Here is a 14218-nt window from a genome sequence, read left to right on the forward strand (position 1 = left end):
CTGGCTCCGCCCTTTTTCTTTGCCCTGTTCCAATCAGTTTCAACCAATGAGCGAACCAACCATGACACAGACACCCTGGTGGCAAAGCGCCGTGATTTACCAGATCTACCCCAAGAGCTTTCAGGACTCCGGCGCCCGTGGCACCGGCGATCTCAAGGGGATCATGGCCCGCCTCGACTACCTCAAGACCCTCGGCATCGACGCCCTCTGGCTGACCCCTGTCTACATCTCCCCCCAAGTGGACAACGGCTACGACATCGCCGACTACCTGGCCATAGACCCGGCCTACGGCACCATGGAAGATTTCGAGGCGCTGCTGGCCGCCGCCCACGGGCGCGGCATCCGCATCGTGATGGATATAGTGGTCAACCACACCTCCACCGAGCACACCTGGTTCAAGTCGGCGCTGGGTGACAAGAACAGCCCCTATCGCGACTACTACATCTGGAAAGACCCGGTAGAAGGCGGCGTACCGAACAACTGGCAATCCAAGTTTGGCGGCAGCGCCTGGGAGCTGGACCCGGCCACCGGTCAGTACTACCTGCACCTCTTTGCCCGCGAGCAGGCGGATCTCAACTGGGAAAACCCGGCCGTGCGCGCCGAGGTCAAAAACATCATCCACTTCTGGGCCAAGAAGGGGGTCGACGGTTTCCGTCTCGACGTCATCAACCTCATCTCCAAGGATCAGGCGTTCCCGAACGACGAGGTGGGGGATGGCCGCCGCTTCTACACCGACGGGCCGCGCATCCACGAATTCCTGCAGGACATAAGCCGCGACGTCTTCGCCCCCGTGGGCGCCATGACGGTAGGGGAGATGTCCTCCACGTCGCTGGAGCACTGCCAGCGCTACGGCGCGCTGGACGGCTCCGAGCTCTCCATGGTGTTCAACTTCCACCATCTGAAGGTGGATTACCCCAACGGCGACAAGTGGACCAAGGCGCCGTTCGATTTCCTCGAGCTCAAGCGCATCTTCAACCACTGGCAGAGCGGTATGCACGGCAAGGGCTGGTCGGCGCTGTTCTGGTGCAACCACGATCAGCCGCGCATCGTCTCTCGCTTCGGTGATGAGGGTGAACATCGGGTGGTGGCCGCCAAGATGCTGGCTAGCACCTTGCACGGGCTGCAGGGCACCCCCTACATCTATCAGGGGGAGGAGATCGGCATGACCAACCCCGGCTATCAGTGCATCGACGACTATCAGGATGTGGAGAGCCGCAACATCTTCGCCATCAAGCAGGCGGAGGGGATGAGCGAGGCCGAGATCCTCGCCATTCTGGCGGCCAAGTCCAGAGACAACTCCCGCACGCCCATGCAGTGGAGCGCGGCCCCCAACGCAGGCTTCACCCAAGGTTCGCCCTGGCTCAAACCCGCCGCCAACTACCCCGAGATCAACGCCGAGGCGGCGCTGGCCGACCCGGACTCGGTGTTCTGGCACTACCGGGATCTCATCGCCCTTCGCAAGGCGCACCCCATCTTCACGCAGGGGGATTATCAGGAGCTGCTGGCGGGAAATGAGCAAATCTGGGCCTATACCCGCAGTGCCAACGGCCAGACACTGCTGGTGGTGAGCAACTTCTACGGCGAGCCGGTGGAGTTTACGCTACCCGCCGAGCTACAAACCGGTGAAGGCCGCTTGCTGCTTGGCAATTACCCCGACAGTCCTGCCCACCCGCAATCCTGCGAGCTGCGCCCTTACGAATCCCTGATCTGGTTGATGGATCAATGATGGCTGAGACAATCACAGCGCAGCAGGCAGCCGAGCGTTGCCCCGAGTGGCAGAAGATGGTGGCGGGGGAGCCCTATGATGCGGGTGACCCCGAACTCAGGGCGGCGCGGGAGCGCTGCCGCAGGCTCTATCACAGCTTCAACACCAGCTGGCAGGAGAAGCCGGCGCGCGATGCCCTGCTCCATGAACTGCTGGGCGGCCGTGGCAAAGCGTGCGCCATCAATCCGCCGTTCTTCTGCGACTATGGCGCCAACATCTTCGTGGGAGAGAACTTCTACGCCAACGTTAACTGCACCATCCTCGACGTCTGCGAGGTGCACATCGGCGACAACGTGCTGCTGGCCCCCGGGGTGCAGATCTACACCGCAACCCACCCGGTGGCGGTGGCGCCACGCATCAAGGGTGTGGAGTTTGGCAAGCCGGTGCGCATCGGCCACAACGTCTGGATTGGGGGCAGCGTCGTCATCTGCCCCGGCGTCACCATAGGGGACAACAGCGTCATCGGGGCGGGATCCGTGGTGACCAAGGATGTACCGGCGGGGGTGGTCGCGGCCGGCAACCCCTGCCGGGTGCTGCGGCCCATGACGGCAGAGGAGCTGGCTGCTGGGGAGCCCGACTGACACAGAGGGGCAGGTAGTACCTGTCCCTTTTAGTTTTTCTGACGGCCCCTTCGCGCTCCTTTGATTCCGGGAAAGGTGGCTGCACCCTCCTCTTTCCTCACCCTGGCAGCAAGGCGCCGTAACGCTTGTGCTGCCCCATGACCACCAGGGTCTTGAAGCTGCGCACCTGCTCCCTGGCATGCAGCACCCGCCGGGTGAACTGCTCGTAGCTCGCCATGTCCCTGGCGGCGACCTGCAGCACGAAGTCCTGCTCCCCCGTCACATACCAGAGGTCCATCACCTCAGGCTCCCCTTTCAGAACACCAATCATCTCATCGACGATACGGCCGTGATCCCGCTCCAGGGTGACAAGCACCAGCATGGTGATGGGCCAGCCCATGGTGGCCGGGGCCACCAACGCCACCTCCCGCTCGATGAGACCCGACTCCCGCAAGGCGCGAACGCGGCGATAGCAGGCAGGGGCGGAAAGACCGACCCTGTGGGCCAGCTCCGGCGTGGGCAGACGGGCATCCTGTTGCAGCTCGGCGAGGATGAGCAGGTCAAATTTATCGGTCATGGGGATAGAGAGATAAAAATTATCGAATAGGTCCAGTTTTAGACCGAGATTACGGCTATCGCCAGATATATTTTACTTCCCTTTTCCTGCTCAGGTTTGAACGAGATGCCGCCAAACGACACCACCCTCTCCTCCCTGTTGGCGGTCATCCTCGCCATGCTGTCGATCACCCTCGGCGCCTCGCTGGCCAAGTCCTTGTTCCCCCTGATCGGGGCTGCCGGTACCACCTTGTTCCGACTGGGATGCGCCGCACTGCTCCTCTCGCTGGTGTTTCATCTCTGGCGAATGCCCCTCGATCGGCGCACCCTGCTGGGAGCCATCCCCTATGGGCTGTCGCTCGGGGCCATGAACCTGCTCTTCTATCTGGCGATCGAGCGGATCCCCCTCGGCGTGGCGCTGGCCATCGAGTTCATCGGCCCCTTGACGGTGGCGCTGCTCGGCTCCCGCCATCGGGTAGACTTCCTCTGGCTGGCGCTGGCCATCGTCGGCCTGCTGTTGTTGCTGCCGCTGCGGGCGGCCGAACAGACCCTCGATCCCCTGGGGGCGGCGTTGGCGCTCGGGGCCGGGGTGTTCTGGGGGCTCTACATGCTGACCGGCAAGCGGGCAGGAGCCCTGCTGGGGGCGCAGGCGCCGGCGCTGGGCATGTGGGTGGGCACCCTGCTGGTGCTGCCCTTCGGCCTCGGTGGTGCGAGCGAGGTCACTTTCACCCTCCCCGTGGTGCTGACCATCGCCGGGGTGGGGCTGCTCTCCAGTGCCATTCCCTACTCCCTCGAGATGTTTGCCCTGCGTCGGTTGCCGCTCAAGAGTTACGGCATTCTGACCAGCGGCGAGCCCGCCATGGGCGCCCTGATGGGATTGTTGTGGCTGGGGGAGCAACTGCCTCCGACCCAGTGGCTCGGGATAGCCGCCATCATAGCCGCATCCATGGGCACCACCTGGCATGGGGGACGACGAGGCGTCGACCCAGTGTGACGCCACCAAACAGAGCGGGCCTGTGATGACAGGCCCGCTCTATCAAAGGCAAGGGGCGGGTGTCAGGACGGATAACCGTAGCAACGCTTGAGTTCGCCAAAGTCATAGAAGAAGCTGCCAACCGCGATGGGAGAGCAACCGGCCTTGAAGGCAAGCTCCTTCTCGTTGTAGAGCATCTTCACCAGCACCCGGCCTGCGTCGTTGCGATAAACGTCCCACTGGATGTTGGCCGCATAAGGAGAGACCCAGCCGCCGCGCCATTCGTTGTTGGCCTGACTCATCAGCACGCCAGGCTGGGCGCTCTGACGGCTGCCTTCCAGCTGCATCAGTGCCGCCAGCGGGATCACGGTCTCGGCATGGGCAAAGCGCAGCTTGGCGACGTGCTCGCCAGCCCCTTCGACCACCTGGGTCTGCACCTCGTCGAACAGGCCGTCGAGCAGGGGCTGTGCCACGGCGTAGGTAGCGCGCTGGCTGGCAAGGCTCGGCCCCTTCTCGTAGAAGTCCTCGGCATCGGAGAGGTAGGAGAACCAGGCCGACTCCTCCGGGGTGATGAACTGCTCCAGCTCCCAGGGCGCCCCTTGCGCCTGCGCCTCGCGGATCATCCCCGGGCCAATGATGAAGAGGTTGTAGAGCATGAGGGCGGCATCCACCTCGTCACGCACATAGGTCTTGTCACCATCTTCCGGGTTCACCGCCACATATTCGACACCGGCAGCCAGCTCGTCGACGAACGCCGTGCTGTAGAGGCGTTCAAGCATCTCGCGCGCCATCACCCGGGTCTGGGGCAGGGTCTTGAGGCCACCGAGCGCCTCGCTCAGCTCGGGCGCCGGGGACACGCCTTCCTCCTCATCCCCGACGAACGCCATATAGGCCTGGAAGGCGGGCAGGTACTGGAGGTAATCCCCTTCCGGCTCCGTCTTGTGGAAGTAGAGCTCGAACTTGTTGCGCAGCCCCTTGTCGATCTCGGAGGGGTTCTGCTGGCTCACGTAACAAGCCTTGCTGTCAGTGATGAAATCGACCCGTTTGGCCAGGCTCTCCATGAAGTAGTAGGCGCTCTCGTTGGCTCTGTCCTTGCCCGAGGTCTCGACCCGGATACAGCCGGGCACACCTCCCTTGCCGAGCAGGGCCGGCAGCCGCTCGGCCAGGCGGGTCGCCAGCAGGGCATGTTCCTCCTTGCCGACCGCAGAGAGCAGGCCATAGCCCAATTGCCGGTTGGCTGCGGTGACCGCGTCCACCTTGGCGCCGAGCTTCTGACCCAGATCGGTCAGGGCCCCCTGCCGGGAAGCCGCATCCCAGATTTGCTTGGTCAGCACGTCATACTTGGGGCTGGACAGGGAACGGGAGCCATGTCGGGCAACCAGTTCGGTGAAGACGGGGGTGAAGCCGGCTGGCGCCACTTCATAACTGTCCGCATCCTGGCGAGCGACATAGACAGCCTTGGTACTGTACTGGTAGTCGGACCCGGTGGCCGAAGAGGAGTCGTTATCCGAGTTGCAACCGGTCAGCAGTGTCATGGCCAGACCGGCAGAGAGCGCGAGGGTGAGGGAAGAGAGACGGAACATAGTCATCCTTGAACCATATTGAAAATAAGGTTGCACCTTAAGCGCTTCAGATGACAATCCGGTGTCAATCGCCGCTTTCTATGGCCGTATCGGCTCACCCCCTGGAGTCTGGGGCGGTCACTCGCTTATATTTTGTTCATTTTTTTTGAACATCTAGGCCAGTTTATCTCGCTAACAACCGCTCAATATCCTGATTACCATTCATACATCGCTTAGGCAGGATAGCCAAGCCGCCAAATAACAGGTCGTTCCGGACTGTGCCCCCTAAAGTGGGTATCTGATGTCAGAAAAAGAACTGCATATTATTTGAATAACCTCTTGCAAGGATGCGTTGATGCGGGCCTCTCCGGCCTTGCCAATGACATAAAAATCAAGAGAGTGAATGAACATGAAAAATGTAATCAAGATGCTGGCCGTCGCAGGCCTGATGAGTGCCGGTGTTGCCCAGGCTGCCGTCCCCGCCGACTTCAATGCCGCTCCTGGTGTATTGTTCGTGAACTGGCATACCAGTGCGGCTATCGCTGGCAATGCCAACCCCATGCTGGAGGTACGCGACGAGTCTGGTGATGTGGTGGCTTCCGTCCACGCCAACCTGATGGGCACCCAGCAGGTGCAGATCCCGAGCCGCACCCAGGGCAGGCTGACCCTGAGCCTCGGGGATCAGAGCAGTGACTACCGCATCCCGTTCGGCATCGGCAGCGGCAACCCGCGCTGATACTGGTTGAGGCAGCCCCGTCGGATTGCCTCAACCAGAGATGCGTGAGCCAGTACTACGACAAGGGCGCCATGATGGCGCCCTTGTCGTTTCTGCCGGCTTGCTGACTACTGGGTAAACACGGGACCAAAACCGGATCCCCACAGAATGGCCGTGGCTGCCAGCACGCAGACCAGCAACACCAGGCCGACCGTGACCACGGAGCTGGCATAGATGAACCCCTGCTCCTTGGGAATGTGCATCAGGATAGGCACCCCCACATAGAGCAGGTAAACCGAGTAGCTGAGTCCGATGAGTCCGATGATCATCACGAACCAGAGGTGCGGGAAGAACGCGGAGAAGCCGACCATGAACAGCGGTGTGGAGGTGTAGGCCGCGAGTTCGAGCGACGTCGTGTAGCTGGGATCCGAGCCAAAGGTGTGACCCATCCAGTGCACCAGATAGGAGAGCGCGAGGACGCCGATGATGAGCGTCACGTACATGGCTATCGACAGCATGAGAGCGCTGTTCGCGGTCAGGGTGATGGGATCCCCGACACCAATGCTCCAGCCGATGTGTACGGCGGAATAATAGGCGCAGATGGGGGGGATAAGGGCCACGATCAGGATATGGGTCAGACTGTTTCGGAAACTGTCATGCCGCTCGTCTATGGTATGCCATTCGGTGTGAGGATGCGCATACAATCCCCATAAGTGATTCAATATCATAGCGTTATTCCTTCTATGCTTCGATTGTGGACTGTTCGATACCGCTCTCGCTCCCCTGTGTGTTTCTCTCGTACAACGCTTGCCGCGCCATCCATCGCGATCGCGATCGATGACTCTAAATAAAGTCGCTCCACTACCGCTGCGTCAAGGAAGAAGGGGGATCGATGGACGTTCAGCCTCTGGCGGCGGGGCTGGCTGCCCCCCACCGCCAGCCTGGTCGTCAGTACTGCTTGGTTTTCGAGGCAAAGCCGGCGAGGAAGAGACCGGTCAGAAACATGCCGCAGAACGCCTCTATGGCCGACAACAGCTGGAGGGGAGAGGAGGTCTGGGAGATATCACCGTAACCCAGGGTCACGAAGGTTACTATGCTGAAGTAGAGGGAGCGCCCCAGATGGCCATGGGTCACGGACTCCGGCGCCAGGAAGTAGGTCAGGGTTGCCAACAGGATGACCCCCATCGACATCAGCAGACTTCTGATGGGCCGCTCGCCAAATCCCCAGGTGATGAAGCTGACAAACTTGCCGGCACACTTGAGGTAGCACAGCAGAGAGAGCCACCCCTTCTTCATCAAGCCGCTGCGCAACCAGCGCTCCCTGAACAGCTCCCTTGGACGCGCCAGGGATTTCATCTCGTGCAGCTTCTCCTTGTAGTAGCATTCACCGGCATCCACGGTGTCCCCCACGCTGGAGAAGAGTCGCTTGGCATTGCGGTAAAGTTTGCTGGCTTCGTTGTGATCGATCCGGCCATTCTCGTTGTAGACCACCTGCACCTTGTCCAGATTGGTGTGCTCCATGGTGGCATCGAAGTTCTTGGCACTGACGTTGAAGTTTTTCAGCACGGCCCGGGAGGAGTGAAAGCGGATCTCCTCGCACTCTATGGTGAAGTCCTGAAACACCCCGTCCTCCAGCGCCAGCTCCCGCTTCTTGGCCCAGGCCCTGTGGTCCCACAGCAAGGAATCGAACAGATCGAGCCCGATCACCCCGCCGTTGACCCTCACCCCCTTGGCCGAGCAGTGCCACAGATAGACCTTGGAGTTGTTGACGGCGCCGTCCAGCGAGAGCTCGTCCAGGCAGGTGAAGTCGAGCAGCCGGCCGGAGATGATGGGGCTCTTGAGCTCGACGCCGCCGATGTTGAGCAGGCGATGCTTGCCCAGCACCTGGGCCTCCCCCTTGTTGTTCTCGGAAACGGAGAGCAGGCTCTGCACCCGTTTCACCTCATCCTTGCCGTACTTGCCGGCCAGCCACATGCAGTAAGGCTCGAAGCGGGATTCGGAGCGGATGAGGCCGCTCTTGCGCAGGGACTCCAGAGCACTCGAGGCAGTCTCATACAGCCTTATCTTGTCATCGCTCATGTAGACGCAGAGGCTGAGCACGGATCGCGAGCTGATGAAACGGGCGATGCCGATCTGGAAGATGACGCTTTTCTCTATTTTCTGCTCTGTCATCCAGTCGCCGAAATGAGGTAGCGAGGCCACCAGCAATGTCCAAATCAATGGATAGTCATTCTCCCGCCGCCACTCGTTGAACTGCTCGGGAGAAAGCTGCCACAGCTCTGTCGCATTCATAGATTACCTCTGTCATGGATTTGTCCCGCTTCGGGATGTCGAGGGAGGGGATCAGAAGCCCGCACGCCCGGACCGGGATGACGGGACACAGGCTCGTCACGCCATCATACTAGGCAAGATGATGGCTGTAACTCACTGACAGGGAAGGTATAAGAGGAAGGGTTCGACACATTTTCGAGCGATTGCAGAAGGATCGGGCACCAGACGTCGTGACAGATGGTTTTACCCGTCTGCGAAGCGCAAGCCCGACAAACAAGAGGGGATGCCATGGCATCCCCTCTTCACATCCACCTAGCGGCGTCGGCTTATTGCTGCACTTCCTGCACGCCAGAGACGCGGACTTCGACACGGCGGTCCGGTGCCAGGCAGGTGATTAGCTCATTCTTGCCCTTGACGCCGTCACACTGGGTGCCGGTGACCGGGTCAGCTTCACCACGGCCTTCGATGGCGATCTTGCTGGTGGCCAGACCCTTGCTGACCAGGAAGTCGGCCACGGTGCGGGCACGGGCTTCGGACAGCTTCTGGTTATAAGCCTCGGAACCGATGCGATCGCTGTAACCAATGACGATGGCGCTGCCGTCTTTGGGCTGGAATTCAACGATTTGCTTGTACAGACTATCCAGAGCCTCGACACCTTCAGCCTTCAGCTCGGCTTTGCCAAAGGCAAACAGCACGTCGGAGTTCAGGGCAAAGTTCTTCTCGACAACCACGGGAGCCGCTTCTGTAACGACCGGAGCAGCAACAGGCTCAACGTAGGAGGTGCGGAACGGGTGATATACCGCTTCCAGCGTCGCCACGCTCTGGTTGGACTTGTACTGCTCACCGGTGTAAGTGGTCAAATCAGCCACGTCCCACATGTAGCGATAGCGCGCCTGCAGATCCAGGGCATCGTTCAACTTGTAGGTCAGACCGACGCCAGCCAGCGGCGACACGCGGGAATCCGTCACGCCAAAGCCGTGGGTGTGCGACCAGTAGGCACCCGCTTCACCAAACAGGGAAAAATCCTCTCCCAGCGGCAGACGGGCGATACCGGACAGGGTAGCACCCTGATTTTCGTAGGCGTTGTTGTTGATGCCACCGTTGGTATTGCCCCGGCCAGCGTACTGGTAACCCAGTTCGGCACCGAACGTTTCGTTGAAGTTGTAACCCATGAAGAGGTTGCCGGTGAAGGCGTCTTCGGTTCCACTCTCAACGCCTTCTACCTTGTTCAGGCCATTGAAGTGAGCGGCACCGACACCGGCACCGAAGTAGATGTCGTCACTTGCGTGAGCAACCGTGCCAGCCAATGCCAATGCAATCCATACAGGTGTCAGTCTTAAGTTCATCACAGCCTCGTCGATGCTAGTTGCGGGCTTGCAGCCCTTGTTCTATATGAGCACCATTGTAACGACCAGTTCTTGTACAGGAGCTTAAGCAGCGAGACCATTTATGATGCATTTACTGCCTGTTTTTAATGCACTTTCAGCTTTCCGTTAAGCCATTGTGGCCAACATCCTGGCGAGCGCATCCCGACGGCGGATATACGCATGCGAGACCATAAAAAAAGACCCCTGTCTTGCGACAGGGATCTTTTTAATTGGCTCCTCCTACTGGACTTGAACCAGTGACATACGGATTAACAGTCCGCCGTTCTACCGACTGAACTAAGGAGGAATTAACTATCGGAGACCAGATATCGCTATCTCATCGCCTTGATGGTGGTGCCCAGAGACGGAATCGAACCGCCGACACGGGGATTTTCAATCCCCTGCTCTACCGACTGAGCTATCTGGGCAAATGGTGCCGGCTACCGGAATCGAACTGGTGACCTACTGATTACAAGTCAGTTGCTCTACCTACTGAGCTAAGCCGGCACACTTAAATCGTTGTGCATGAACAAAATTTTCTTTCATGGCACCAAAATATTGGTGCCCAGAGACGGAATCGAACCGCCGACACGGGGATTTTCAATCCCCTGCTCTACCGACTGAGCTATCTGGGCGTGGGCGCTATTAAACGGATTTTAGGGCAGGTGGTCAACGGGAAATTTCACTTTTCGTCTCGTTCGTCTCTTTTTTGCGCAGCATCACTCATTTTTATCACTTCTGTGGGGGAAGCCGCTCCCCGGCGGCCCCAGAGCCGGGATTCCTCGCCCCTGAGCAGGCGGGTGATGTTCTCGTGATGGCGAACCAGAATGAGGCAGGAGAGCAGGGAGACCGGCAGGGTATATTCCGGTTTGAGCAGGTAGGTAAAGAGTGGCGTCAGCAGCACGGTAACGATGGAGGCCAGTGAAGAGTAGCCGCTCACCAGCAGCACCAGCAACCAGGTGGCGATCGCGGCGCCCCCCATGGCAAAGCCGATGGGCAGCATGGTGCCGAGCGCCGTGGCGACCCCCTTGCCGCCCCGAAAGTGGAAGAAGATGGGATACATGTGACCCAGACAGGCGGCGACACCGATGAAACCGAGATAGACGGGCTTGATCTGCAGATACCAGGCGAGATAGACGGGAGCCATGCCCTTGAGCACGTCGAGCAACAGGACGATGAGTGCCGCCATGCGCCCACCGAGGCGCAGCACATTGGTCGCCCCCGGGTTGTGGGAGCCATGGTCGCGGGGATCCGGCAGACCCGTGAGGCGGGAAACCAGCACGGCACTGGACATCGAGCCGCCCAGATAGGCCAGAATAATCATCAAAATCGTCAGGGCCGTCATCTTGGTCGTTTTTACCACGATATGAATGGGGTATGATGCGGGCCACATTCTCTGGTCTGGGCTTGCCCGAAAGCGTGTCGCCCAAACCGGCCGCCAGCGGCAATCGGCTTGCCAGGCCTGCATCCCTGCGCTGTTTTCACAGCCCATCAAGAGTAAAGAAGAAGTACTGTCATGGACAAGGTGTTTATTCGCGGACTCGAGGTTTTGACCACCATAGGGGTATATGAGTGGGAGAAGGGCATTCGCCAGAAGCTCTGTTTCGATCTCGAGATGGGGTTCGACAACCGACCCGCCGCCGCAACCGACGATATCAATCTGGCGCTGGATTACGCCACCCTCTCCCGCAAGATCTGTGATCACGCCCAGAGCAAGGTAGTGGAGCTGGTCGAAACCATGGCCGAGCAAGTGGCCGCCCTGGTGCTGGCCGACGAGCGGGTGCAGTGGGTCAAGGTCACCCTGACCAAGCCGGGCGCCGTACCCAATGCCGCCGGGGTTGGGGTCGAGATCCTGCGTCACCGCACCCCGGTCGCGAGCGCCAGCTGATGACCCGCATCTATATCAGCCTGGGGTCGAACATAGAACGGGAGCACCACATCCGAGCCGGACTCGACGCCCTGCAGGCTGAGTTTGGGCAGCTTGCTGTCTCCAGGGTATTCGAGAGCGAGGCGGTGGGCTTCAATGGCCGCCCCTTCTATAACCTGGTGGTCGGCGCCGACACTGACCTGCCGCTGGCGACCCTGTGCCAGCGTCTGCGTGCCATGGAGTTCGCCCACGGCCGCGAGCCGGATGCCAAGAAGTTCGCCCCCCGCACCCTGGATCTCGATCTGCTGCTCTATGGCGATCTGGTCTGTGAGGCGCCCCTGGTACTGCCCCGCGGCGAGATCCTCACCAACGCCTTCGTGCTCTGGCCGCTGGCGGAGCTGGCCCCCGCCCTGCGCCATCCCGTCGATGGCCGCCCCCTGGGCGAGCTGTGGAATATCTACGACAAGGCCTCCCAGCGGCTCAGCCCCATTCCCTTCCACTGGGATGCGGTCGACCTGCAGCCGCACTGATCGACAAGGGCACCTCGGTGCCCTTGTCGCTTATCCGCCATCAGAAAGGATGATTGGGCCCGGGCCGGTGCGGCTGGCAGCATGACCCTGACACAGGAGACCCCCATGCCACTCGACACTATCCATGACTTCAATTGCCGGCTGCTGGCCGAGCTGCCCCACCAGCGCTATGAGCACGAACCCATCCTCGATTACGCCACCGACGAGCGGGTCAAGGCCCGCCTCGGCTGGCAGGCGGAGTTCAGCAAGACCCTGTTTCTCAAGTTCAAGGATGGCCGCTTCGCCCTGTTGCTGACCCACAGGGAGGGGCGGCTCGACAGCAAGGCGGTCAAGGCTATCCTCGGTGCCAAGCCCTCCATCTGCAGCGCCGAGGAGATGCAGGCGCAGATCGGCTGCCTGCCGGGGGCCGTCTGCCCCTTCCTGCCCCACGCCGATATCCCGCTGCTGGTGGATCCGGCCCTGTTGGCCCATCACGCTTTCACCTGGACCCCGGGCCACCCCGAGCTGACCTTGCTGCTGGCTACCGAACATCTTGCCAGCCTGCTGGCGCGTCTGCCCTGCCAGGTCAGCTACCTGCCCGCCCAGGCCTGACATCTACCCCTGGCTTTTACTCCCTGCTCTCCTTCCTCGCCAGTTGGGCAAAGATCAGCGCCGCCAGCATGGACATCAGACCGATGCACAGATAAGTGAGGTGGAAGCCGCCGAGCCAGCGCTCGCTATCCTGGGCCGGCAGTCCGGCGGAAAAGAGCCCGAGCAGGCTGGCGGCGATGGCCACCCCAAGACTCATGGAGAGCTGCATTACAACCGACAGCAAGCCGTTGCCACTGCTGGCGTGCTCGGCGCTCAAGTCTTGCAGTGTGAGCGTGTTCATGGCGGAGAACTGCAGCGAGTTGATGGCGCCGAACACCGCCAGCCAACCCAGCAACACCCCGTAGGGCACCTGGTTGTCGATGAGGGAGAAGCTGGCGATCATGGCCCCGAGTGCCAGGGTATTGCCGATCAGGATGCGGCGATAGCCGATGCGCGGGATCAACCTGTTCACCAGCGTCTTGGTCAGCATGGCCCCCAACACGGTGGGGATCATGGTCATCCCCGCCTTGCTCGGCGAGAAGCCGAGCCCCAGTTGCAGAAACAGCGGGGTGAGGAAAGGCATGGCACCGCTGCCGAGGCGGGCAAACAGGTTGCCCCAGATGCCGATGGCGAAGGTGCTGGTCTTGAACAGCGCCAGACTGAACAGCGGCTCCTCGGCATTGGCGGCATAGAGCCAGTAGCTGGCCATGGCGGCCAGACCAAACAGCAGGGCAAACAGCGCCCAGCCGGTGGAGATGCTGTGCTCCCCCAGCCCCTGCAAACCCACCGACACCAGCACCATGCCGGCGCTGAACATCACAAATCCCTGCCAGTCGAACGTGGCCGTGCCTTGCCGCAAGTCCGGCATGAAGTACCAGCTCGCGATAAAGCCGAGTATTCCCACCGGCAGATTGATGAGAAACACCCAGTGCCAGCTCGCCACTTCCACCAGCCAGCCCCCCAGGGCCGGGCCGATCAGCGGCCCCACCAGGCCGGGAATGGTGACGAAGGACATCACCCGCAGCAGTTCGTGCTTGCTGTAGACCCGCAGCACGGCAAGGCGTCCTATGGGCATCAGCAGGGCGCCGCCCACCCCTTGCAGCACCCGGGCAGCCACCAGCATCGGCAGGGTGTTGGCGGCTGCACAGGCGAGCGACCCCAGGGTAAACAGCAGGATGGCGGCCAGATAGATGCGGCGAGTGCCGAATCGGTCCGCCAGCCAGCCGGAAGCGGGAATGAGCAGGGCCACTGTCAGCATGTAGGCGATCACCACCGACTGCATCTGCAGCGGGCTCTCCCCCAGGGTCTCGGCCATGTTGGGCAAGGCGGTGTTGAGGATGGTGCCATCCAGCGTCTGCATGAAGAAACCGACCGCAGTCAACCAGGGCAGCCATTTGCGTTGGGCAGGGGTCACCATCTGTGCGCTTTCAGGCATGAGCTGTCACCTCTTCTTCAGATAGAAAAAGACCCGCACTCAGGTTTG

Annotated in this window: 14 protein-coding genes and 4 tRNA genes; 7 read left to right on the forward strand and 11 right to left on the reverse strand. The window is 60.9% G+C overall.

All coding sequences use genetic code 11. The features are described 5' to 3' along the window. Positions 1-61: 61 nt before the first annotated feature. Together treC and KI797_RS18115 are read left to right on the forward strand one after the other, a co-directional pair. Positions 62-1726, forward strand: coding sequence for an alpha,alpha-phosphotrehalase (treC, locus tag KI797_RS18110; RefSeq protein ID WP_226170453.1), 1665 nt, complete (start codon positions 62-64; stop codon positions 1724-1726). Next, entirely contained in the window at positions 1726-2346 is a 621-nt protein-coding gene (locus KI797_RS18115) for a sugar O-acetyltransferase (protein WP_182787494.1), read from the forward strand. The genes treC and KI797_RS18115 overlap by 1 nt, the downstream gene beginning before the upstream one ends. Before the next feature lie 97 nt (positions 2347-2443). Here KI797_RS18115 and KI797_RS18120 read toward each other — a convergent pair whose 3' ends face one another. Next, entirely contained in the window at positions 2444-2902 is a 459-nt protein-coding gene (locus tag KI797_RS18120; RefSeq protein ID WP_226170455.1) for an Lrp/AsnC family transcriptional regulator, read from the reverse strand. A gap of 105 nt (positions 2903-3007) precedes the next feature. Between KI797_RS18120 and KI797_RS18125 the strand changes: the two genes are divergently transcribed. Then, positions 3008-3874 carry an EamA family transporter gene (locus tag KI797_RS18125; RefSeq protein ID WP_226170457.1) on the forward strand — a complete coding sequence of 289 codons (867 nt, stop codon included), beginning with the start codon at positions 3008-3010 and terminating at the stop codon, positions 3872-3874. A 62-nt stretch (positions 3875-3936) separates the two neighbouring features. Here the strand turns inward: KI797_RS18125 and KI797_RS18130 are convergent, their stop codons facing one another. Continuing rightward, a complete protein-coding gene (locus KI797_RS18130; RefSeq protein ID WP_317841564.1) occupies positions 3937-5442 on the reverse strand; it encodes a histidine-type phosphatase in 1506 nt (501 codons plus the stop codon). Between the two features lie 376 nt (positions 5443-5818). On the opposite strand from KI797_RS18130, the gene KI797_RS18135 reads away from it, so the two are divergent. Beyond that, the gene (locus tag KI797_RS18135) at positions 5819-6151 is read left to right on the forward strand and encodes a hypothetical protein (RefSeq protein WP_226170461.1); all 333 of its coding nucleotides are present in this window, start codon (positions 5819-5821) and stop codon (positions 6149-6151) included. Positions 6152-6258: 107 nt separating this feature from the next. On the opposite strand, the gene KI797_RS18140 is transcribed toward KI797_RS18135, so the two are convergent. The 8 genes from KI797_RS18140 to plsY form a co-directional block, all read right to left on the reverse strand. Next, entirely contained in the window at positions 6259-6858 is a 600-nt protein-coding gene (locus tag KI797_RS18140; RefSeq protein WP_025328417.1) for a Yip1 family protein, read from the reverse strand. A gap of 220 nt (positions 6859-7078) precedes the next feature. Continuing rightward, positions 7079-8422: a potassium channel family protein gene (locus KI797_RS18145; RefSeq protein WP_182787485.1), complete on the reverse strand. Its 1344-nt coding sequence runs from the start codon at positions 8420-8422 to the stop codon at positions 7079-7081. A gap of 305 nt (positions 8423-8727) precedes the next feature. Then, positions 8728-9747 carry an OmpA family protein gene (locus KI797_RS18150; protein ID WP_226170463.1) on the reverse strand — a complete coding sequence of 340 codons (1020 nt, stop codon included), beginning with the start codon at positions 9745-9747 and terminating at the stop codon, positions 8728-8730. A 252-nt stretch (positions 9748-9999) separates the two neighbouring features. Then, a tRNA-Asn gene (locus tag KI797_RS18155) sits at positions 10000-10075 on the reverse strand. Positions 10076-10120: 45 nt separating this feature from the next. Next, a tRNA-Phe gene (locus KI797_RS18160) sits at positions 10121-10196 on the reverse strand. A gap of 3 nt (positions 10197-10199) precedes the next feature. Then, positions 10200-10275 (reverse strand) — tRNA-Thr (locus KI797_RS18165). 52 nt (positions 10276-10327) lie between these two features. Continuing rightward, positions 10328-10403, reverse strand: a tRNA-Phe gene (locus KI797_RS18170). 47 nt (positions 10404-10450) lie between these two features. Further along, on the reverse strand, positions 10451-11113 hold the full coding sequence (gene plsY, locus KI797_RS18175) for a glycerol-3-phosphate 1-O-acyltransferase PlsY (protein WP_182788815.1): 663 nt from the start codon (positions 11111-11113) through the stop codon (positions 10451-10453). A gap of 171 nt (positions 11114-11284) precedes the next feature. Between plsY and folB the strand changes: the two genes are divergently transcribed. The 3 genes from folB to KI797_RS18190 all read left to right on the forward strand — a co-directional run bounded on the left by folB (position 11285) and on the right by KI797_RS18190 (position 12756). Next, positions 11285-11656 (forward strand): dihydroneopterin aldolase, encoded by a 372-nt coding sequence (folB, locus tag KI797_RS18180; RefSeq protein ID WP_161507549.1) that lies wholly within the window; start codon positions 11285-11287, stop codon positions 11654-11656. Then, positions 11656-12165 (forward strand): 2-amino-4-hydroxy-6-hydroxymethyldihydropteridine diphosphokinase, encoded by a 510-nt coding sequence (folK, locus tag KI797_RS18185; RefSeq protein WP_226170466.1) that lies wholly within the window; start codon positions 11656-11658, stop codon positions 12163-12165. The genes folB and folK overlap by 1 nt, the downstream gene beginning before the upstream one ends. Before the next feature lie 105 nt (positions 12166-12270). Continuing rightward, positions 12271-12756 carry a YbaK/EbsC family protein gene (locus KI797_RS18190; protein WP_041206799.1) on the forward strand — a complete coding sequence of 162 codons (486 nt, stop codon included), beginning with the start codon at positions 12271-12273 and terminating at the stop codon, positions 12754-12756. 16 nt (positions 12757-12772) lie between these two features. Here KI797_RS18190 and mdtD read toward each other — a convergent pair whose 3' ends face one another. Further along, complete coding sequence (mdtD, locus tag KI797_RS18195) at positions 12773-14170, reverse strand: multidrug transporter subunit MdtD (RefSeq protein WP_226170469.1); 1398 nt, start codon at positions 14168-14170, stop codon at positions 12773-12775. Positions 14171-14218 lie beyond the last annotated feature (48 nt).

The sequence above is a fragment of the Aeromonas media genome, from assembly GCF_020423125.1.
Taxonomy (GTDB): Bacteria; Pseudomonadota; Gammaproteobacteria; order Enterobacterales; family Aeromonadaceae; genus Aeromonas; species Aeromonas media.